The following is a 21,606-nucleotide window of genomic DNA, read 5'->3' on the forward strand; positions in this document are numbered from 1 at the left end:
TTGAATCTAACGAATGGTGCAATCCCTTCGTTACGGGGAGAAGGAGGGAGGGGAAGTGCGAACACAAAAAAGGCCGAGTATTGCTACCCGGCCTTTGGTTTTGTGAGTGTTTGTTAGAGCTACTGCTTGCCGATGTAATCGACCAGCCAGTCGCCGACTTCGGAAGTCTTCTTAGCTTCGCCCTCGGCGATGTCTTCGGTGCAGAATTCGGCGACCAGTGAGGCATCGACAGCCTCGCGGATGAGCTTTCCTTCCTCCATCAGGTCGAAGGCGTATTCGAACATCATCGCGGCGGAGAGCACGGTGGCCAGTGGGTTGGCGATGTCTTTACCGGCGGCTTGTGGGTAAGAACCGTGGATCGGCTCGAAGACGCTGGTGTGCACGCCGATGGAGGCGGATGGCAGCATGCCCATGGAGCCGGTGATGACGGAGGCCTCATCGGTGAGGATATCGCCAAACATGTTTTCGGTGACCATGACATCGAAGCTTTTCGGCCACTGGATGATGCGCATGGCGGCATTGTCCACCAGCATGAACTCGGTTTCCACTTCCGGATACTGCGGTGCGATTTCCTGACCGATCTCGCGCCACAGACGTGAGCTTTCCAGCACGTTTGCCTTATCAACGATGGTCAGTTTCTTGTTACGCTTCATCGCATACTCGTAACCGAGTGTGATGATGCGCTCTACTTCTTCACGGGTGTAAATGCAGGTGTCAAAAGCGGTGTTGCCATCGTTTTTGCGACCACGATCACCGAAGTAAATGCCCCCGGTGAGTTCGCGGATGCACATGAAGTCGGCACCATCCACGAGGTCGGTGCGCAGTGGTGATTTGTGGATCAGTGACGGGAAACTAACAACAGGACGAAGGTTGGCGTAGAGGCCGAGCTTCTTGCGCATCCCCAACAGACCTTGCTCAGGGCGCACGGTGGCTTTGGGGTTGTTGTCGTATTTCGGGTCGCCAATGGCACCGTAAAGCACGGCGTCTGACTGCATGCAGAGTTCGTGGGTGGCTTCCGGATAGGGATCGCCGACCTCATCAATGGCGCAGGCGCCGGTGATGCCGTGCTCGTAGTTGAGCTCGTGGCCAAACCTCTCACACACCGCCTTGGTGACTTTGAGTGCTTGATCGATAACTTCCGGGCCAATGCCGTCGCCGGCTAAAACTGCGATGTTTAATTTCATGATATTGCTTACGTAAAAGAGGTGTCTGACCTCTTGGTTCGAGGGGAAGAGCTTAAAAGCTCGATGACGGGGTTAAAATTCTTCGATGATGTTGAGCACCTTGATCGTGGCCTTGATGGCGGCCTCGGTCTGATCAACGTCCAGTCCTCGGGTTTTGAACTGCTTGCCGTTGAACTCCCAGAGGATGGTTGCCTCCACCAGGGCATCGGTGCGACCACCGGGGGGAATGGTGACGGAGTAATCCACCAAATGTGGGTGGGGTTTATCAAGCCGATTGTAAATTTTCCACAGCGCCCGGACAAAGGCATTGTATTGGCCGTCGCCGATGCTGGTGGCCTGATAGAACTCGCCCTGCACGCTCAGGCGGACGGTGGCCACCGGGTTGAGCCCTTGGGTCAACGAGAGTGAATAGTTCACCACCTCAATGCCATGGTTCACAGCGGCATCGCCCAAGACATCCGCAATGATGAATGGCAGGTCTTCCTTGGTGACGCGTTCTTTTTTATCACCGAGCTCGATGATCTTGTTAGTCACGCGCTTGAGATCGGCATCGTCGAGACTGATGCCGAGGTCCTCGAGGTTCTTCTGAATGTTCGCCTTGCCGGAGGTTTTTCCGAGGGCGTATTCGCGCGTGCGACCGAAGCGTTCCGGCAGCAGACCATTGTAGTAAAGGTTGTCCTTGGAATCGCCGTCGGCGTGGATGCCGGCGGTCTGGGTGAAAACAAACTCACCGATGACCGGCTTGTTTGCGGGAATCCTAACACCAGAGTATGTCTCGACGATCCGACTGACCTTATTGATCGCCGTTTCCTCGATATTGGTCGACTCCTTCAGCTGATCGTGAACGACGCCGATGACGCTGGAAAGCGGCACATTACCGGCGCGCTCGCCCATGCCGTTGACGGTGGCGTGGATGCCGTGGATTTTTGCCTTCACCGCACTGAAAACGTTCGCCGCAGCGAGATCGTAATCGTTGTGAGCGTGGAAATCGAACCACAGGTCCGGGTAGCGCTCGACCATCTGGCTGCAGAAATCCAGTGTCTGGTCTGGGTTTAAAATCCCGAGCGTGTCCGGCAGCATGAAGCGCTTGATCGACGTTTCCTTCAGGCCATCAACCATGAAGAACACATAGTCCGGCGAGCTGATCATGCCGTTGCTCCAGTCTTCCAGGTAGATGTTCACATCCACATTCTGGGAGTCGGCGTAGGCGATCAGTTCCTTGATGTCAGCGAGGTGCTGCTCCGGAGTTTTGCGAAGCTGCAGCTCGACGTGGCGCTGCGAACCTTTGGCTAACAGATTGATGACACGTCCGCCGGCGGAGGTAATCCAATCGACCGAAACCTTGCCATCGCAGAAGCCCAACACCTCTACCTTATCGAGATGGCCGTGTTTTTTCGCCCACGCGGTAATCGCCTTCACCCCCTCGAACTCACCATCCGAGACTCTGGCGGAAGCGACCTCGATGCGGTCGACCTTGACGCTCTCGACCAGGATTTTCGCCATGCTCAGCTTCTCATGGGCGGAGAATGAGACTCCTGAGGTTTGTTCACCATCGCGCAGCGTGGTGTCCATGATTTCTATGTGCATGTCTCGGTGGGGGGGATGATTGTGTTCTGAAAGATAAGTGCCAAGTGGGGGCTAAGCTCGATATGGTTGTTGGGAGATTGGAAATCTTCGGCACCTTCTGTTAGTAGAAGCTGGTTTTTTCCCACTCCTCGATCTTGTCCTTATTGCTGAGGAGGTAATCGATGTCGTCGTAGCCGTTGAGCATGCAGTTCTTTTTGTAAGGATTGATTTCAAAATCCTCGGACTCGCCTGTGCTATCAAGCGTGATGCTTTGATCAGGGAGATTCACTGTGATGGTGGTCTTGGGATCGGCCTCGATGGCTTTGAAAAGCTTGGCGAGGAAGTCTTCTGAAACCTGCACAGGAAGCACGCCATTGTTCAGCGCGTTGCCTTTGAAGATGTCTGCGAAGAAGCTGGAAACCACAACGCGAAGGCCGTAACCAGCGATCGCCCAAGCGGCGTGCTCACGGCTGGAGCCGCTGCCGAAATTCTTTCCTGCGACAAAAATCTCACCGCTGTAGGTGGGATCGTTGAGCACGAAATCGGCCTTGGGTTGGTCTTGTTTATCGTAACGCCAGTCGCGGAAAAGGTTGTCGCCAAAGCCTTCTTTGGTGGTCGCCTTGAGGAAACGGGCGGGGATGATCTGATCCGTGTCCACGTTTTCAATCGGCAAAGGAATGCAGGTGGAGGTGACGGTGTTGAATTTTTCAATAGCCATGGGATATAAATTTTCAGTTAGAAGTGTTCGGTATTCAGTTAGACCAATGCTGGCTCTGGGGACTCGGTCATGGTGCGAGGGTCGGTGACTTCGCCGGTGATGGCTGCGGCGGCGGCGGTGAGCACGCTGGCGAGCAGGGTTCTGGCGCCGGGGCCTTGGCGACCTTCAAAGTTCCGGTTCGATGTGGAGACGCTGTATTTTCCGGCAGGGATCTTATCGTCGTTCATCGCGAGACAGGCGGAGCAACCGGGCTGACGCATGACAAATCCGGCGTCAGTCATGATCTTGATCAGGCCTTCTTCGCGTGCTTGCTTCTCCACCTGACGGCTGCCGGGGACGATCCATGCGGTGACGTGGTCGGCCTTTTTCTTACCCTTGATGAAATCGCAGAAGGTTCTGAGATCCTCGATGCGGCCGTTGGTGCAGGAGCCGACGAAGACGTAATCGATTTTCTTACCGATCATCTTGTCGCCAGGCTGGAAGCCCATGTAGTCCATCGACTGCTTGAAGGTCGCCTGACTCGCCTTGTCGATTTCATCGAGCGTTGGGATGGAGCCGCTGATGCCGACGCCCATACCTGGGTTCGTGCCGTAGGTGATCATCGGCTCGATGTCTTTGGCGTTGAAATTGAAGACCTTGTCGAACTTGGCACCGTCGTCGGTTTTCAGAGTTTTCCAGTATGCGATCGCCTTGTCCCAGTCGTCGCCCTTGGGAGCGAACTCGCGGCCTTCGATGTAGTCGAAGGTGGTCTGGTCCGGAGCGATCAAGCCGCCACGTGCGCCCATCTCGATGGACATGTTACACAGTGTCATGCGGGCCTCCATGGAAAGCGCGGTGATGGCAGAGCCGGCGAACTCGACAAAGTGGCCGGTGCCGCCGCCGGTGGACAGCTGGGAGATGACGTAGAGGATGATGTCCTTGGCCGATACCGCCTTGCCCAGCTCGCCATCGATATTGATGAGCATGGTTTTCGGTCGCGGCTGGAGGATGCACTGGCTGGCGAGCACCATTTCCACCTCGCTGGTGCCGATGCCGAAGGCGATGGTGCCGAAGGCGCCGTGAGTGGACGTGTGACTATCGCCACAGACGATGGTCATTCCGGGCAGCGTGTAGCCGTTTTCCGGTCCGACCACGTGCACGATGCCGTTTTTGTTATTACCGAGTCCGTAGAGAGTGATGCCGAACTCGTTACAGTTCTTAGTGAGGGTCTCGACCTGGAACTTGGAAATGGGATCGGCGATCGGCTTGTCCTGGTCCCAAGTCGGGATATTGTGATCCGGCGTGGCGGTGGTTTTGCTCGGGCGGAGCACCTCGAGACCGCGCTCGCGGAGGCCGTTGAATGCCTGGGGAGACGTCACCTCGTGGGCGAACTGGCGATCGATGTAAAGCTGCGTCGGGCCACCCTCAATGTCAGTCACTGCGTGTGCGTCCCAAATTTTATCGAATAGAGTTTTAGCCATGGTATGTGTAAATTATTGACGATCAGCACGGTGTGCTGCGCGCGCGGATCTAATGGGAGATGGACTCTTGGTTCCATCCTTAAATTGCGAAATTCGGGCGTTTCTGCGTCATGGCACAGCGCCTCCGCCAAGGGGCTTTTGCCCCTCTCCCCCGCCCCGGCAACACCGCGGGCCATGGCGGCCGTATCTAATCGATCCGATCTCTCTTGTGGATCAGATGGGTCACCAGCGAGGTCCAACCGGTCTGGTGGGAAGCGCCGAGCCCTTCGCCCGTTTCCGCATGGAAGTATTCGTGATACAGCAGCAGATCCTGCCAGTGCTCCTTCTCCGCATAGCGGCTGGCATCGCCGTAGCAGGGACGCGCTCCGTTTTCATCCGGGGTGAACAGCTTGACCAAACGACCGCAGAGGTCGTGCGCCACCTCGCGCAGGTTGCACTCGTTGCCCGAGCCGATGGGATACTCGATCAGGAAGGAATCGCCGTAGTAGAAGTAGTAGCGTTCAAGTGCCTCGATCAGCAGGTAATTGGTGGGAAACCAGATCGGTCCGCGCCAGTTCGAGTTGCCGCCGAACATATCCGTCTCGGACTCGCCGGGGGTGTAGCGCACCTCATTGGTCTCGCCGCCGTGACTGAACACAAAGGGCTCCTTCTCGTGCACCTTGCTGAGTGAGCGAATGCCGAAGTCCGACAAAAACTCATCGGGATCAAGCATGCGCTCCAGGGTCTTGCGTAGGCGCTCTTCGGAGGCGATCGAGAGCAAAATCATGCCGCCGAGGCCTCGTTTTTTCGCCGTGCGGAAAGAGATGTATTTCAGCAGATCGGTGCGGTTGGTGAGGAACCAATCGACCCGTTTTTTGAACTCGGGAAGCTGGTCGATCACGTCCTGGCGCAAGGTCATGGTGGCAAAAAGCGGCAGAAGCCCGACCAGTGAGCGGGTGCGCAGGTGCATGGGGAACTCCCGATCGATCATCAACTGATCGTAGTAAAATCCATCCTCTTCGTTCCACAGCCCGGTGCCGCCGATCGAGTTGATAGCATCAACAATATTGACGAAGTGCTCGAAGAACTTGGAAGCGATATCGCCGTAGGCCGGTTTCTCCGGTGCCAGTTCCAGCGCCATGGCCAGCATGGTTAGGCAGTAGCTGGCCATCCAGGCGGTGCCGTCCGCCTGGTGCAGGTGCGATCCATCCGGCAGAGCGTGGGAGCGATCGAAAACGCCGATATTATCCAGCCCGAGGAAGCCACCGCCGAAGACGTGTCGGCCTTCGCTATCCTTGCGGTTGACCCACCAGGTGAAGTTGATGAGCAGCTTCTGGAAGGCCTTTTCCAAGAACAGCAGGTCTCTCTCGCCGCGCGGGGCTCCGATTTTATAAACCCGCCAGACCGCCCAGGCGTGGACCGGTGGGTTGACATCGGAAAAGTTCCACTCATAGGCCGGCAGCTGACCGTTCGGGTGCATGTACCACTCGCGCAGCAGCAGCAGCAGCTGGCTCTTGGCGTAATCTGGATCGATAGCGGCAAAGGCAATCATGTGGAAGGCGGAATCCCAGGCGGCAAACCACGGGTATTCCCACTTGTCCGGCATGGAGAAAACGTCCTGCGCGTAAACATGCTGCCAATCGTGGTTGCGCCCGATCAATCGACGCGCCGGCAATGGCGAGCCATCCGGGCTGTGGTGCAGCCAGTCCTTGACCACAAAGTGATAGAACTGCTTGGTCCAGAGCAAACCGGCGTAGGACTGCCGGCAGACCAGCTTTTCCTGCTCGGGGAGATGCTGCGGGATCTTCTCGTCGTAGAATTCATCGCACTCGCGGATACGTGCGGCGAGGGTTTCATCGAACTCCTCGAAGGAGGAAAACCCATTGTTCTCGCGCTCGCGGTGCAGGCGACAGCGGATGGTGACCGTCTCGCCGGCCGGCACCAGGAACTTGAACATCGGCGCAGCCTTGGTGCCTTCTTTGTTCGGGTTCACCACCTCCTTGGCTCCATCGATGACAAAGCGGTGGAAGGCGTCCTTGGTGTATGGGTTCTTGCTCTTGCGGTTGAAAATCGCCTCCTCGTTGGTTTCGTTGTCAGTGAACAGCCAGCGCTTGAAGGGCTTGCTATCGGTCGCGTCGACGTGGAAGACAAATTTCCCCAGCGTCTCGTGATGGATTTTCAGCACCCCGTCCTCAATGAACATGCGCGGTTTCTGATCGGGCTTCTCACTGGCGTTGCCACCCTCCCAGATGTTGCGGAACCAAACCTGGGGCAGGACGTGGATGGGGGCGCGCACGGCGGCGCGATTGGTCACGGAAATCTTCCAGAGGATGTCTTCGGGGGTGCGCTTGGCCACTTCCTGGACCACATCGAAGTAGCGATCGTCATCAAAGACCCCCAGGTCCGCCAGCTCGATCTCGGGGTCGAGACGGGTCAGCTGGCTGTTTTCCTTGAGGAGATTCTGGTAGGGATATTCACACTGCGGATACTTGTAGAGCACCTTGGTGTAGGAATGAGACGGAGTGGAATCGAGGTAGTAGTAGCACTCCTTGCAGTCCTCCCCGTGGTTGCCCTCGTGACCGCCAAAGCCGTAGAGGCGCTCTTTCAGGATCGGGTCCTTGCCATTCCAAAGCGCGGGGGCGAAACATAGACGTCCGCGCCGATCCGACCAACCGTTCAGTCCGTCCTCGCTCCAGCGGTAAACCCGGCTGCGCGCCTGATCGTGGGGAAAGGCCGACCAGCTGTGGCCGTGCTCGGTGTAGTCCTCGCGGACCGTGCCCCACTGGCGTTCGCTCAAGTAAGGCCCCCAGCGCAGCCAATGTTTGCTGCGTTCACGATTCTCTTTGATGCGGTGGTTTTCTGGGTTCATAAGGGCGGTGTGCTACTAGCGACTGAGCTGGAATAACTAAGCCCCAGCAAGCTTCAAGCCATAAACAAGGCATTTGTGTGACGAGTGTTTCAGTTCTGCCAAAAAGATGACAGACCGCAATCCTTCCAAGTGTCAGTTCTCCAGCTAGTCATGAAGCCCACCCCTGCGATCACTGATTCTCATTGCCGATGCCCTCGGTGATCATTGCATATTTCTCAAGATCCATTTATGCCCTCCAACATGATCCGACTCCTGCTGCTTCCCCCGCTCGTATTGACCCTCAACTCCTGCGCCCTCGTTACCGTGCCAGTGAAGGTAGCCGAATCTGTAGTCACCACCACGGCTAAGGTCACCGGCAAGGCCATGGGCGCCGGCATCGATGCCATGCACACCAGCGATGCCGAAGAGGCTGCCGCAGCAGCCGAGGCGGCACGTGAGGCCGAGTAATTAGGCTTGAAATAGCCGGCAGCTCGCATGCCAGCAACGATTCCGCAGTGCACCACAGTTCTGTATTGCACTGGCTCTTTATTTAAGCAATCTTAAGTAACTCCTGCGTCGTATCCGTCCATGCTTCGTAGAATCCATCCAAGGAAAGCCTAGGCATGAGATCCCGAAAACGATCCAAACCGCGGACTTTAAGCCGCCGCCCCAGGAACACCCGCCAGCGCAATAGCCGCAGATCGGGTCGTCCCACCCTGCGCGAAGCCTTCCACAATGCCAACCAACGGGCCAAGCAGCGGGCCAACCGGAGGATGGGAAAACGCGAGGGTCTGACCTCGGTGCGGGCCGCCATCGCGGGGGTCTCCGATGATGGAGCCATCCATCTGAGCATGCCACAGCGGCTGATCCGCTGGCTGTTGGCCATCGCCCTGTTACCGCTCTGCGTGGTGACCACCATGGCCTTGTTCAACGTCAACGAAGCCGGGGCGAGCACCCGCACATTTTGGTCGGACCTCATTCGCACACCGCATTTCCTCTACTTTGCCATCGGCATGGTGCTCATGGGCGGCTGGTTCTTCACGGGGCTACTGGAGCGGCTGTTTCTGTATTTCTACGTGCTGGGTCACGAGCTGACACACGCGATCTTTGTCTACGCCTGCTTTGGAAAAGTGGGCGGCATCAGCGTCAGCGCCGACGGGGGTTACATCATGACCAACAAAAGCAATGTCCTGATTGCGCTCTCGCCCTACTTCGTGCCGTTTTGGACCGTGGTCATCCTGCTGATTTCCACCTTACTCAGCCTCGTCACGAATATCCCCTACCACCGCGAGGTCCTCTATCTGCTGATCGGTGGCAGCTGGGCATTCCACCTGCTGTGGACACTGTGGATGATCCCGCGCGACCAACCGGACCTGAAGGAAAACGGCGTGTTTTTCTCCTTGGTGGTGATCTACCTCACCAATGTCATCGTGCTTTCGGTGATCCTCTGCCTAGCCCCCGGAAACCTCACGTGGCATCACTGGGCGAATCAGTTCCTCGACGCCTGGCATTTCCTCAAAGATCTCGGCCGCGACTCGATCAGGGCTCGCATGTAAATGCCCTCTTTCGCCGTCTCAATAAGGCTCTTTTAAACGGATAGTCTAAAAAATCCCGGCAAAACAGGCCTAAAAAACCTAGGAATTACGTTAATAATAAAAACAACCTTACTTTATACTTGTCTTTTTCTAACTTTTTGGCAAGTTGACTACATCGCTTAGCAATAAGCGGTATTTGGGGGGGAACAGCTCCGTCAGTAAAACCTTCGGGTGGAATTGGCGGGGCTGTCAATTTTTAGGGCGGTGGCTTTTTTCCAAGCCCCATGATCAAGCGTAAATCGCCAGCCGTGCTCGATCACTAAATGTTTTGGCTGTCCTCATCCTCCGGCACAGGTGGGATGAGATCGTCGCGCAGCAAGAGACGCTCAACCGATAAGTCATCGAGCAAGTCTTCGGGTGTCTGCTGAATCACCGCAGCGTAGGGCGTAATGCGGTCGACCTCGGCGATGGCGGCGTGCACCATCGATGAAATAATGTCGGCGTCGAATTTATCGCGTTCGAAGAGGTTGGTGATGCGGAACATCAGCTGGGAGCGATCGAGGTCATACTCCAGGCTGCCCAGCGTAATTTTTTTATTGGCGCGAGCGAGCAGCTCCAGCAGCACCGGTTCGTGTTCGATGTCCACTTCCATCGGGGTTTCTCCCACCACCGAGAGAGCATTCAGCTGGGGAAATGCCTGCGCGTGCAGGTGCACGTGGGTGTGGTAGGCTTCGAAAGCGGTGCGGATGACGTCCTTGCCCTCAAGGTGCTCGAACTGCCAGCTTTGCTTGCCAAAGGCGTCCATGACGGACTGGATCTGAATAGATGTTGGGCGCATGGGCGGAGTTCTAAGCACTAAATACCAATTTCCAAATCCTAAAGATCACCATTTCACGATTTAGATCCGTCAGCAGCGTTGCGACGGCGGATTTCCGGCCACGAAACGCTACTTTAGTCGATCGCCACCAATAAAACCACCCCTGCGTTCAGTCGGCGTGTTAAGATTTTGGTTTTACGGCTGTATATGAGCGAACGTATTTATGTCTACACCGCCACCATCATCAGAATTTGTCAGCCTTCTCACAGAGCATCAGGCGGATCTGTGGGCATTTATCATCACTCAGCTTCCAGGGAGCCCTGATGTCAGTGATGTTTTGCAAAAAACCAATCTCACCCTTTGGAAGAAACAGGCGGACTTTGAGCTGGGCTCCAATTTTCGTGCTTGGGCAATGACGATCGCACGCTTTGAAGTTTTAGCTCACCTCAAAAAACACAATCGTGGCAGCTGGCTGGTTTTCAATGACGAGCTCCTCGCAACGATTGCCGATGAGAGCCCTCAAGCCATCACGCCCAGTGCCTCACGGCTCAGCCAGCTGGAGCAATGTTTACAGAAGCTACGCCCGAATCATCGCGAGCTGCTCAATCATCGTTATCAGTCTAAGGACGGGCTTGAAACTTACGCTCGGAAGTGTGGTCGCAGTGTCTCCTCGCTCTCCGTCACCCTCCACCGTGTCAGAGCCACTCTACGCAAATGCATCAACGAGGGGCTGGCCATGATCAAGATAGAGGGAGATGCACAATGACCCAGCCACTAGAATCACGTATCCAGTCACTTTTGGATGGCTCCATAGACGAAAGCAATTTCCACCACCTTGAAGACGAGCTGCTCGCCAGCCCCGAGGCGCGTGCGATCTACTATCAATACGCCGCGTTACATCAAGGTCTGGAATTCCGACTTTCAAGGTCCACAGCCGGCACCAGCATGACTGGACTTGCCGATGCCCGCAGCCATCTGGAACGCTTGCGTAGCCGCCGCATTGCTGTTTTCGCTGCTGCCGCCTTAGTCATTATCAGTCTTGTTTGTATGCGCCTGTATTTTGTCGCTCCATCACAAAAACCAGAAGCTCAATTCGCCACTGCTCCAGGCACCGTCTTCACGCTAACACACAGTGGGGAAAACAAGTCAGGAAATGAGCACCACCTCGCCCCGGAATCTCGACTCCAGGTCAGCCAAGGCACAGTGGAACTGAACTTCTCCAATGGAGTGCAAGCCATCGTGCAAGGACCTGCCGACATGACACTGCATGACGAAAATAAACTCTACATCGACACAGGCACCGGCTGGTTCCATGTGCCGGAACAGGCCAAGGGGTTCACCGTCGTCACACGTGAACTCAAAGTCATCGACCTCGGAACAGAATTTGGTGTCCTCTCTCATCCCGAAAAAGATGACGAGGTGCATGTTTTCAAAGGTAAAGTCCAGGTGGAGGCTCTGCATGGAGTCAAAAAATCGACCAGCCTGACTGCTGGGGAAGCTGTGCTCGTGCGTCCGTATGGGAGGTTTCAGGTCGTCGCCAACACTCCGGAAGGTTTCCAACACGAGCTTCCGAAAACGTTGCCTCACATCCACTGGTCGTTCGACGACAAAGACAAGCTGCTCACATCGAACACCATCCATACGGCCTCTCAGCTCAACTCCCAACTCCATAACACCCCATCTTCTTCTCCTTTATTGAGTCAGGGAAAATTTGGCACTGCTCTGTCGCTCGACGGCTCCAGTCAGTATCTCTCAAGCGATTGGCCGGGTATCCTTGGCAATGCGCCCCGCAGCGTTGCGTTTTGGATGAAGTTACCAACACGCCGCTCCGCTCCGCCAGTTGTTACCAAGACCATTATCGGCTGGGGCACTCAGCAGGAAGGCGACCTCAAAAACTATAACACCAAGTGGACCATCCACCTTGATTTCGCTGAAAACCGCCACCCCATGCTCAACATCAGTTTTGGTGGGTTCTGGTTCTACGCTCCCGAGACCTCACTCGATGACAACAGCTGGCATCACATCACCGTGACCTACGATGGACAATCCGATGAAAACGGACACCCACACACCCGGCTCTACATCGATGGCAAAGCTCACCATATCGCCCCGGCATTCTCCTCCCCTCCCCGAACTGACCAAGAAGGGCAGGTCATGATCGACACCTTGGAAAACACGCCTCTTGTCATCGGAGCAACACTTTCCAGAGACCCCGCCTTACTCATCCGCCCAGAGTATTTTCTCGAAGCGCAGATTGATGAACTCTTCATCATCGAAGGCTCCATCAGTGAAAAGTCTGTTCTACAGCTCATGGAAACCAACCAGCTGACTCACTGATTAAGCAAAGAATTAAACTATCCCCCATTTCACTCCTCCCCTCTTTGATGCCCCACTGAAAAACCCACGTTTTCACAGATAAACATTCAATCAGTTCAACCAAACACCACTCGGAAAACACAAACCAATACATTAAAAAACAAATGAAACATACAATACTAACCAGCACCGCAGCGGCAAGCATCCTCATCGGCACAGCGCAAGCGGCTACCGTGACGTGGAACAACACCAGCACCGACGGATTGTGGTATACAGATGCAAACTGGGACACGGGGAGCACCCCTGTCGTCGATGGAACAGACAACGTCATGATCAACAATGGCGATACAATAACTCACAATCCGTCAGCGGATCTCGACATCACCACTGGCTCCACGGTTACCGTCTCAGGTGGCAGCACCGTCAATCAAACGGTAACTAACTGGCAGCGCCTCCAAGGAGGAACCCTGACCATCGATAATGCCACGTGGAATACCACAAGCTACTTTCGAGTTGGCTTTGACAACGGCGATGCAGGCGGTACATTCAACCTAATAAACGGTGCATCTGCCACATTCGACAATGAATTCCACGTTGGCCCTGATGTGACACGCGCCTGGACTAACCCCGGTTTCACCTTTGACATGAATATCGGAGGAGGCAGCACGCTTGACCTAAACGGAGCCGTAGGGATGTGGCTCTACGATTCAGACCTCTCTGATTACAATATCAACTTTACCGGTGCCGGCACAATTGAAGGCCGCATCGGAATCGAAACCGAAGGAGTCGCCAACAACGTCGCTACCTGGGAAAACCTGTGGGACAACGGCATCCTTCAGTGGAACGGTGCTAACGTCGGACAATTCGACGATTATTTCAGCACCTCTGGAACCGCAGGAACGACCGAATACACACTCACCGCAGTTCCCGAACCATCCTCCGCAGCCCTGGTCGGACTCAGCGGACTAGCTCTGATTCTGCGCCGTCGCAAATAGGGAATCATCAAGCTATCAACTATCCCACTCAGCCATTTTGCTCTGAGTGGGATTTTTTATGCCTCGGAATCACGCTTTTCCAGCACCCCGAGCACGGCCTCCTCCAACAGGTGACGGCGACTGGAGGGAATCGGTTTCAGCGAAGCGATGACGCCGCTTTTTTTCTCCTCGGAGAAATGCAGCACTAGGTTCTTGGCATCCGGGCTGAATTCAGCATCGGCCACCTGGCTCCAGTAGATCACCTGCAGGTTTTTCGCCGCGTTGAAAAAGGGAAATATCTCGATGCCGAGCGGACTGAGGATGATGTAGGCGTGTCGGGTGCAGCGCAGGCCTAGGCGAATCATTCCATAAACGGCGAACAGCCCCGGCAAACAGAGCCACCACCAGCCTTTAAGCGGAGGATCCTCCATACCCCAGTCTTGGGTCGAAAGAATAAAGACGGCGACACAGGCAGCAAAAAGGATAGCCCCCAAGAAAAAGAACAACGGCGCCTGGCCGGCCCGGGTGAAACGCAGTTCCTTCTCCGGCTCGGCGATTGCCTTGGGCCCGCGCGGCAGCACGCTGGCTTTGATTTTTTCCGTGAGATGTTCGTCGTCCACCATGATTGTTTCCTCTTTGTGCCCCGATCTCAGAATTTGTTCAATCTCCGATCCCACGATCTATAACCCGGGGTAATCAGCAGCCACTACTCCTTAACTAGCTGCTCCTATGAAGATGCCCCCACCACCTTACGTGCCACAGGTTTTCAGCTCCCGCAGCAGAGTGGTTGGTGAAAAACCTCATCATGCAAAAACGAAACAAGCCACCGCCCACAAGAAGTGAGACGGTGGCTTGATCTCTAATTAGTTAGAAGTTGAGCTCGTGCCACTAGCGGCGGCGACGAAGGATCAGGGCCAATCCACCCAGACCAAGAAGTGCTGCAGAGCTAGGCTCAGGAACGGTTTCTAGTGTGACGTCACTGATAATGCTGCCCCCATTGGTGCCTTGGGAGAAGATCGCGAACTTGTATTCATCGGAGAGGTCAAGAGTAGTCGTGCCTGTGCTAGCAACGGCACCGTTCAGGCTGTAGCTGAAGTTGCCGTTGGCATCAACGGTCAGCTCGAAAGTTTGCTGAGCGCCGTCAACAACCACCTGACCGTTACTAAGATTGGACGCTGTGGTGCCGTCACCGAAGTTCAGACCCGTGGTTGAATTCTCACGGGTGTTGGTGTTGTAGCCAATCCCATCAAGCGTGGTCGAGCTACCGTCCTCAACGTGAAAGCCAAGGAAATCATCGATGTCTGTCGTTGCATCCACCAAGCCGAACGAGAAACTATTCGAGGGGTAAGGAGGTGCTGAAGCAGACGAAGAAGGACTGCTGGAATCCAGCACCGAGAAGGTCACTGAAAGCGTAAATCCACCACTCAAATCAAACGCATTCGTCGAGAGACCAATACCTTGGGCTCCTCCGGATGTTGTCGAACCCTGTCCAATGGATCCAAAGAACTCCAGCAAAGGAGAGGATGTTACGGAGCCTGTGGTCGTATCCAGACCGCCACCGATATCAGGGTTAGTCGAGGCAACCCCGTCATTGAACGTGTCTTGGTAGACGATCGTAGCCGAAGCAGCGCCCACAAAAGCGGATGCGAGCACAGCAGTCAGCGCTGTTTTGCTGATTAATGTATATTTCATAATTTATTGTCGTGTGAGACGGCGTCACCTACGTCTGGTCTTACAACATTCTCTACCGCAAATTTCAGCCCCACAGGGTTATCGATTTACCCCATTTAAAACTCCTGTTTAGCCTGTCAAATCAAGCCCTACAAGGCTTCCAGCACCCAGCTCTCCATCATAGCCCTTGCCTTTGCGCCCCAGAGCTGAAAATAAAAAAACCACCACTCAGAACGACCCGAGGTGGTGGCCTGAGTAAGATTAACTTACTGCATTGAAAGACATCAACAAACACGACTGAAAAGCGCCTTGAGAAGATGACTCCCGTGCGTTGTCATCCAACGTATTCTGCGCTAGCTTGCCGTCACTTCAGCCTAGCTTAACATGCCCTTTTCCCTCAACAGCGATTACTCACCGTCCGGCGACCAAGGCCCGGCGATCGAAAAACTGGTCAAGTCGATCGAGGCGGGGAACCGTCACCAGACGCTGTTAGGGGTCACTGGATCTGGGAAAACCTTCACGGCGGCCAACATCATCGAGCGCACCGGCAAGCCGACCCTGGTGATGAGCCACAACAAAACCCTGGCCGCACAGCTTTACTCCGAGCTGAAGAACTTCTTCCCGAACAATGCGGTGGAGTATTTCGTTTCTTACTTCGATTACTACCAGCCGGAAGCCTACATCCCCCGCTCTGACACCTACATTGAAAAAGACAGCTCAATCAACGATGAGATCGAACGCCTGCGCCTCAGCACGATGGGATCGCTGATCACTCGCGAGGATGTCATTGTGGTGGCGTCGGTTTCCTGCATCTACGGTCTGGGATCGCCCGAGGACTATCAGAACATGATGCTGCCGGTGAAAACTGGCGACGAGATGGATCGCGAGGAGTTTCTCGCCGGACTGGTCAACCTGATGTTCGAGCGCAACGACATCGCTTTCTCACGCGGCCAGTTTCGCGTCCGCGGCGATGTGGTGGAAGTGCATCCGGCCTATCTCGAGGAGACCGCCATCCGAGTGGAATTTTTCGGCGATGAGATCGAACGTATTTCACAAATCGACGCCCTCACAGGCAGCAGGATGGACACCCTCGACAGCCATACCTTTTTCCCGGCCAAGCAGTTCGTCACCGATAAAGACAAACTCAACACCGCGATCCGGGCGATCAAGAAGGAGGCGACCGAGCGGGTGGAATGGTTTGAGAAACACGACAAACTGATCGAGGCCCAACGCATCCGGATGCGCACCGATTACGATATCGAGATGATGCAAGAAATGGGGTTCTGCCAGGGAATCGAGAACTACTCGCGGCACCTGACAGGGCGTGAACCCGGCGCCCGACCCTACACCTTGTTAGACTTCTTCCCCGATGACTATCTGCTGCTAATGGACGAGAGCCACGTCTCCGTGCCACAGGTCGGCGGCATGTATGAAGGCGACAAAAACCGCAAGACGACCCTGGTGGAACACGGCTTCCGCCTGCCCAGCGCCCTCGATAACCGCCCACTCAAGTTCGATGAGTTCATGCAGATGACCAACCAGCGAGTCTACATCTCCGCCACTCCCGGCCCCTTTGAGTTCATCAACTCCCGCCCCGATAACAAACGCTTCATCCCGTGGAAACGTGGCGAGCTTTCCGCCGCCCAGGCACTGAAACAAATCCGCAAGACCATCACTCCGAGCGGTGCTGATCAGGATGTGGACGACTTCGATGTCCGCTCCGCGCGCACCAACTTGGTAGTGGAACAAATCATCCGCCCGACCGGATTGTTAGACCCCATCCTGACGCTGAAACCACTCAAGGGGCAGATCGATACCACCATCGATATGTGTCGCGATCGGGTGGAAAAAGGCGAGCGTGTGCTGGTCACTACTCTTACCAAAAAGACCGCCGAAGATCTCTCCGAATACATTCAAGAAACCGGCCTCAAGGTGCGCTACATCCACGCCGATGTGGGAGCCGTCGAGCGGGTGGAAATCCTGCGCTCGCTGCGCAATGCTGAGATCGATGTGTTAGTGGGCATCAACCTGCTCCGAGAAGGTCTTGACTTACCGGAAGTGTCCCTCGTTTGTATCCTCGATGCCGATAAGGAAGGTTTCCTACGCAACGAAACCTCCCTCATCCAGACCGCCGGCCGCGCCGCCCGCCACGTCTCCGGCGAGTGTGTGCTGTTCTGCGATGAGGTCACCGATTCCATCCAGGCCCTGATCAACATCACCGAATACCGTCGCGCCAAACAGATCGAGTACAACGAACAACACGGCATCACGCCACAGAGTGTCATCCGTGGTGTTCAGAAAAGCCTGAGCCAGGCCACCGTCTACGCAGAAAGCGCCGATGAGGTGAACCGCGCCGTGCTCAATGAGGACGAGGCCAGCTACAACGTCACCCAAGTGATTGCCGAACTCGAGGAGGAAATGCGCGAGGCCGCTGCCAAGTTGGAGTTCGAGCGCGCTGCCCACCTCAGGGATCAGATCAAACAGCTGCAGAAAGGTTGACCTCATCCAGGAGATGGCCATAGTCCATTTTCATGAGCTCTAACTATGCCCCCGGCTTATGTTCTTACGGTTTTTTAATCCCCTACGAAAACGAAGCGATTGGAGGGCTTTTGCAATCGGCATGGGACCGCGCAGAGGACTTCGACGGCGCTACCGGTGAGACCCGACGACTGAAATCCGATTATGTCTCGCTGTGGATGAACTTTAACGATGGTTCAGTCAGCACCATTCTCGAAGTGGGAAATATTCCGGGCATGGTGGCCACGGTCGATCAGTTGCTGGAGAAAAAAGAAGCGCTGATCACCGTCGTTGACATCCACGACACCAGCCCCGAGGTCAGAGCCTGCCCATTTCGTATTCAATGCCCGCAGACATGGCTAGGCAGCCTGCCACCGACCGATGAGCAGCTCCCTGTCAGCCTAACACTCACCGCCCAAGACGCTCAATTTTTCATCAACGAAGAGGCTCTCGCTGCGGACGCCCAACTCGCTGATTACGGCAGCCACTTTTTCTGCCCGTCACAGCTCGAAGACGACCTCCCCACCCAAGCCAACGCTTTTGTCATCGGCAAGATCCTGCTCGCCATCCACACGGAAAACGATCTGACCGAAGGGAAATTCTGGGCACTCAGAGTGCGAACCTTCGCAGGTGAAATCTGGGTCGCTCTACCTGACGACGCCGTCCATGGCGATCCCCACGGCCAATTCATCGTCGCTCAAGGCGTGCTCTCCGGCACCTTTCCAGACTGCCTACCGGAACCCAACACCGCCACGGAAGAGGAAGGTGGACTCGATACCGCCCTCCTGGAAGAGCGGGTGCGCGAACTTACTGGCGCATATTTTCAAAGCCCCGAGGCAAACAGCTACTTTTATGAAATCCATCCGGATCCCATCGCCTTGAAAGTTTCCAAAGGGATCGGACTGGTGAACAAAAGCTTCCGTGAAGCAGCCAAGAGCATGCCCGTGAAACGGGTGCTCGACAGCCCTGAAATCCGCAATCGTTACCAACAGGCAGCCACCGCAGCTGAGCTGGTAATGGCTCCAGTTGTCATCGCCAATAATCAGATTCTGGAAGGCAGCAGCGGCGGCCCAGCACTCGTGGTCATTGGCTTCGGCGAGGACTCTGCACTCTTCACCACCCTGAAGGATGCACAAGAGATCCTCACGAAAGCGCATCTCGAAGGGCCTGAAAACGCCCAAGAGCAAGAGCTCGCCACCCTGATCGAGGACGAGGAATACCACTTCGGCCGCAGACGTCCACTGCCGGCGTGGTTGGTCGGTAATATAGAAGCCTATGCCGTGGACCTCTGGATTCCCAAGCAGTCGATCGAGCTGGAAACCCTGATGATGGAAATTGTGTTCTGTCTCGCCGAGCGCGGCCCGAACGGACTGACATTCGCCGTCCCGGCGGTAGCCATCAATCAAGCGATGGATGAACAAAATAATGCCCGAGAGGCCAGCAGCACACCGCCGCCATTGCCACCCGGCACAGGGTCCACACCCCCGCCTCTTCCGCCACCGCTCCCACCTCAATAGCAACGCCTGTTTCCTCGGCAAAGCTACGAAGGAATTCACTCATTCCGGCTCGGGTAGAACCAAAAAAATAAGCCGAATGCTCAAGCATCCGGCCCATTGGAAAGGAGTGACAGAAGCCACTCAGCGGCGATCTTCGCCTAGCGTTTGCGTCGCAGTAGCGCGAGGCCTCCGAGGGCCAACATCGCCATGCTGCTTGGCTCAGGAATGGTTTCCGTCTTCAGATTGTAAACCAGAGTAACTATACCCGAGGCATTCACAGGGGTAATCGCATACTCGGTGCCACCATCGGAGGTGACGTTCAAATACTGCTCGGTGACGATGCCGATGTCGAAAGTCCGGTTCGCGCTACCTCCAGGTCCGCTGACATACTGGCTATACACACCACTGAACACAGTGTCGCCTCCGCTCGAAGAAACGGATTCTCCGCTCACCGCCATACCATCTGCGCCCTCGGAGCTATAATCTCCAATGCCGTCACTGTCATTACCATCCAGACTGAATGTGCCTGAGTTGACGACCTCAGTGGAAGTAAACACGGGAGCAAAACTTGAATTCACGGTAGTCACATCCGTGTTGTCGCTATCCAAAGAGATTTTCGCACCAAATTCATAGCTCCCAGTGGCAGGATCCACAGCATCGTTATCAATCACCAGCTGGCCGCCATAAATATCCATCTCCCAAGAAATAACAATGGATTCGATGTCACTGACATCTCCAGCGTAGCTCTCAAATGTCATGATCGTGGAGAACTGAGGGATGCTAGGCCCAAAGGTCTTCGTCTGGATAACTTGTTGAGCCTGAGTAGAAGAAACCAAAAAAGGTGCTAAAACCAAGGCTAAATTAAATTTTTTCATGGTAAGGGAACGGCAATATTCGTTGCCGCCCACAATTTATAAATAAAAAATTAGGACCTGCAAGGCAATAATTACAGTTTTGTTAAAAATGAGAGATTAATAAGGAAATTTATCGCGATTTCTCTTACAATTTTAAAACTAACAACCCCTTTTCCAAGGGCCCAATGAGCCTAGGACATCACATTTCAAATAGGTCGATAAGCGATCTGTCCCCCAATGGAGCCATACTCAACGCTAGTCCACAACGGACAAGCGCTCGCCACCCACCGCACTGCTGAGCTGCTGCAGCAGATCTGCCGCCTGCTTCTGACCGGTATTAGTCAGGAAAAACTGCTTGTGCGCGTGTAATCCGTCGCTTCGGATTTCCATCAGCTCCTTCTTCGCCAGGGTATCCACAATCTTGGTAGTATTCGCCGGCTTGCGATGGTGGCTGTGTAGCAGCACGTTGAGTTTTTTGGTGTCCGTCTCCTCACTTCCCTCGAGCAGCTTGTAATAGCTCGCGAGCAAGACCGTCTCTGTGCCGGAAAGTCGATACGAGGCATCGTTGAAAATCGCACGGATGGCGCGCAGGCTCTCCGAGACACTTTCGTCCTCATCCGCCTGTTGACCTACCTCAGCAAAAAATGCTTCCTCCGCCAGCTTCAGCTCCAGCTTCTTGGACATCATTTCATTGAACAAACGCATCTGGTCAGCACTCATCTGATCGCTCATCTCAGAGGTCAGACTCGCTAATTTTTGCAAGATATCGGTATTGGACACGCCGCAAATTACTCATATTGGCTCATTTGGGCAAGAAGATTTGTGAATAACCGCCTCCGGATCACGCTATTTTTGTGAATAACTTAAGTGAGTCAAATGATTAAGTTTCCTTAAATTAGCAGTTTTTTACCCTTACAAATGAAGCGTTTACAGGGTATTAGAGATTTATCCGTTTGCTAAATTAGCTATTATTAGCGAATTTTTCAGCGGACCCACTCACTCCCGCTCCTGCAATGAAACGCCGCTTTGATCTCAACTCCCCCATCGGTGATCGGTCGACCCCACCAGAGCGTCACCGTTTTACATTTTCCGCCCGACGCCCAACGCTGTCGGAGCAGCCCACACCGAAGCCTACTGCCCCACAAGCCCCCCAACCTACGGACGCCTTCTTTGCTTCCGGTGTGGCGCTGCGTTTAACCGATGAGATTCCGCAGGATGAGTTGAAGAACTTTGCCGCCCACTTGTTAGGTGGTCTCTGTGCCAGCGCCCAACCGGCGACGCTCGACGACAACGGACTGACCCCCATCCATCTGATTAGTCATGAACTGCCGAGCTTCGTCCGCCTCAAGGCCGAGCACCAGGATGCCAAGCAGCAGAAGTCCGAGCACACCGCCTTCACCAAGAAGCTGATCAAAGCCAGCGAACCCCTGCTCAACCACCAGCAGATCCCCGAGTCCGATAAAGCCGATCTGCTGGAGGCGAACTCCCTGACGGTGGAGAAAATGATGCAGCTGAAAATGCGTGAGATGAACTTGGCGGAACGCGTGCGCTTTCTCGAACAGGCGCTGCCGGAGTACATGCACGCCTTCGGCAAAGAAATGGGTTACTCGGATGATTTCTGCTCGCAGCTCTCGCGACTGACCACCGCCGTGCTCGCCGGCTGTTAGAGCA

The 21,606-nt window shown here is 55.0% G+C and carries 18 protein-coding genes; 8 read left to right on the top strand and 10 right to left on the bottom strand.

Features of this window, described 5'->3' with window-relative positions; translation table 11 throughout:
* Positions 1-119: 119 nt before the first annotated feature.
* The 5 genes from leuB to JO972_RS07160 form a co-directional block, all read right to left on the bottom strand.
* The gene (gene leuB, locus JO972_RS07140) at positions 120-1,184 is read right to left on the bottom strand and encodes a 3-isopropylmalate dehydrogenase (RefSeq protein ID WP_309489336.1); all 1,065 of its coding nucleotides are present in this window, start codon (positions 1,182-1,184) and stop codon (positions 120-122) included.
* A 72-nt stretch (positions 1,185-1,256) separates the two neighbouring features.
* Positions 1,257-2,771 (bottom strand): alpha-isopropylmalate synthase regulatory domain-containing protein, encoded by a 1,515-nt coding sequence (locus JO972_RS07145; protein ID WP_309489337.1) that lies wholly within the window; start codon positions 2,769-2,771, stop codon positions 1,257-1,259.
* 100 nt (positions 2,772-2,871) lie between these two features.
* Positions 2,872-3,468 carry a 3-isopropylmalate dehydratase small subunit gene (leuD, locus tag JO972_RS07150; protein ID WP_309489338.1) on the bottom strand — a complete coding sequence of 199 codons (597 nt, stop codon included), beginning with the start codon at positions 3,466-3,468 and terminating at the stop codon, positions 2,872-2,874.
* 38 nt (positions 3,469-3,506) lie between these two features.
* On the bottom strand, positions 3,507-4,928 hold the full coding sequence (leuC, locus tag JO972_RS07155) for a 3-isopropylmalate dehydratase large subunit (RefSeq protein WP_309489339.1): 1,422 nt from the start codon (positions 4,926-4,928) through the stop codon (positions 3,507-3,509).
* Positions 4,929-5,115: 187 nt separating this feature from the next.
* The gene (locus JO972_RS07160) at positions 5,116-7,776 is read right to left on the bottom strand and encodes an MGH1-like glycoside hydrolase domain-containing protein (RefSeq protein ID WP_309489340.1); all 2,661 of its coding nucleotides are present in this window, start codon (positions 7,774-7,776) and stop codon (positions 5,116-5,118) included.
* Positions 7,777-8,016: 240 nt separating this feature from the next.
* On the opposite strand from JO972_RS07160, the gene JO972_RS07165 reads away from it, so the two are divergent.
* The gene (locus JO972_RS07165) at positions 8,017-8,223 is read left to right on the top strand and encodes a DUF6726 family protein (RefSeq protein ID WP_309489341.1); all 207 of its coding nucleotides are present in this window, start codon (positions 8,017-8,019) and stop codon (positions 8,221-8,223) included.
* 155 nt (positions 8,224-8,378) lie between these two features.
* Positions 8,379-9,311, top strand: a complete 933-nt coding sequence (locus JO972_RS07170; RefSeq protein WP_309489342.1) for a hypothetical protein — start codon at positions 8,379-8,381, stop codon at positions 9,309-9,311.
* A 298-nt stretch (positions 9,312-9,609) separates the two neighbouring features.
* Here JO972_RS07170 and JO972_RS07175 read toward each other — a convergent pair whose 3' ends face one another.
* The gene (locus JO972_RS07175) at positions 9,610-10,128 is read right to left on the bottom strand and encodes a type III secretion system chaperone family protein (RefSeq protein ID WP_309489343.1); all 519 of its coding nucleotides are present in this window, start codon (positions 10,126-10,128) and stop codon (positions 9,610-9,612) included.
* A 202-nt stretch (positions 10,129-10,330) separates the two neighbouring features.
* On the opposite strand from JO972_RS07175, the gene JO972_RS07180 reads away from it, so the two are divergent.
* From JO972_RS07180 to JO972_RS07190, 3 genes are all read left to right on the top strand, one after another.
* Entirely contained in the window at positions 10,331-10,873 is a 543-nt protein-coding gene (locus tag JO972_RS07180) for a sigma-70 family RNA polymerase sigma factor (RefSeq protein WP_309489344.1), read from the top strand.
* The gene (locus tag JO972_RS07185; RefSeq protein WP_309489345.1) at positions 10,870-12,444 is read left to right on the top strand and encodes a LamG-like jellyroll fold domain-containing protein; all 1,575 of its coding nucleotides are present in this window, start codon (positions 10,870-10,872) and stop codon (positions 12,442-12,444) included. The genes JO972_RS07180 and JO972_RS07185 overlap by 4 nt, the downstream gene beginning before the upstream one ends.
* A 143-nt stretch (positions 12,445-12,587) precedes the next feature.
* Positions 12,588-13,418 carry a PEP-CTERM sorting domain-containing protein gene (locus tag JO972_RS07190; RefSeq protein WP_309489346.1) on the top strand — a complete coding sequence of 277 codons (831 nt, stop codon included), beginning with the start codon at positions 12,588-12,590 and terminating at the stop codon, positions 13,416-13,418.
* A gap of 56 nt (positions 13,419-13,474) precedes the next feature.
* On the opposite strand, the gene JO972_RS07195 is transcribed toward JO972_RS07190, so the two are convergent.
* Together JO972_RS07195 and JO972_RS07200 are read right to left on the bottom strand one after the other, a co-directional pair.
* Positions 13,475-14,020 (bottom strand): hypothetical protein, encoded by a 546-nt coding sequence (locus JO972_RS07195; protein ID WP_309489347.1) that lies wholly within the window; start codon positions 14,018-14,020, stop codon positions 13,475-13,477.
* 265 nt (positions 14,021-14,285) lie between these two features.
* Positions 14,286-15,089, bottom strand: coding sequence for a PEP-CTERM sorting domain-containing protein (locus JO972_RS07200; RefSeq protein WP_309489348.1), 804 nt, complete (start codon positions 15,087-15,089; stop codon positions 14,286-14,288).
* Positions 15,090-15,452: 363 nt separating this feature from the next.
* Between JO972_RS07200 and JO972_RS07205 the strand changes: the two genes are divergently transcribed.
* A complete protein-coding gene (locus JO972_RS07205) occupies positions 15,453-17,567 on the top strand; it encodes an excinuclease ABC subunit UvrB (RefSeq protein WP_309489349.1) in 2,115 nt (704 codons plus the stop codon).
* Between the two features lie 32 nt (positions 17,568-17,599).
* Complete coding sequence (locus JO972_RS07210) at positions 17,600-19,102, top strand: hypothetical protein (protein ID WP_309489350.1); 1,503 nt, start codon at positions 17,600-17,602, stop codon at positions 19,100-19,102.
* A 137-nt stretch (positions 19,103-19,239) separates the two neighbouring features.
* Here the strand turns inward: JO972_RS07210 and JO972_RS07215 are convergent, their stop codons facing one another.
* Both JO972_RS07215 and JO972_RS07220 read right to left on the bottom strand, forming a co-directional pair.
* On the bottom strand, positions 19,240-19,839 hold the full coding sequence (locus tag JO972_RS07215) for a PEP-CTERM sorting domain-containing protein (protein ID WP_309489351.1): 600 nt from the start codon (positions 19,837-19,839) through the stop codon (positions 19,240-19,242).
* A 351-nt stretch (positions 19,840-20,190) separates the two neighbouring features.
* Entirely contained in the window at positions 20,191-20,715 is a 525-nt protein-coding gene (locus JO972_RS07220) for a hypothetical protein (protein WP_309489352.1), read from the bottom strand.
* 233 nt (positions 20,716-20,948) lie between these two features.
* Between JO972_RS07220 and JO972_RS07225 the strand changes: the two genes are divergently transcribed.
* The gene (locus JO972_RS07225; protein WP_309489353.1) at positions 20,949-21,602 is read left to right on the top strand and encodes a hypothetical protein; all 654 of its coding nucleotides are present in this window, start codon (positions 20,949-20,951) and stop codon (positions 21,600-21,602) included.
* Positions 21,603-21,606 lie beyond the last annotated feature (4 nt).

This window comes from Oceaniferula flava, from assembly GCF_016811075.1.
GTDB lineage: Bacteria > Verrucomicrobiota > Verrucomicrobiia > Verrucomicrobiales > Akkermansiaceae > Oceaniferula > Oceaniferula flava.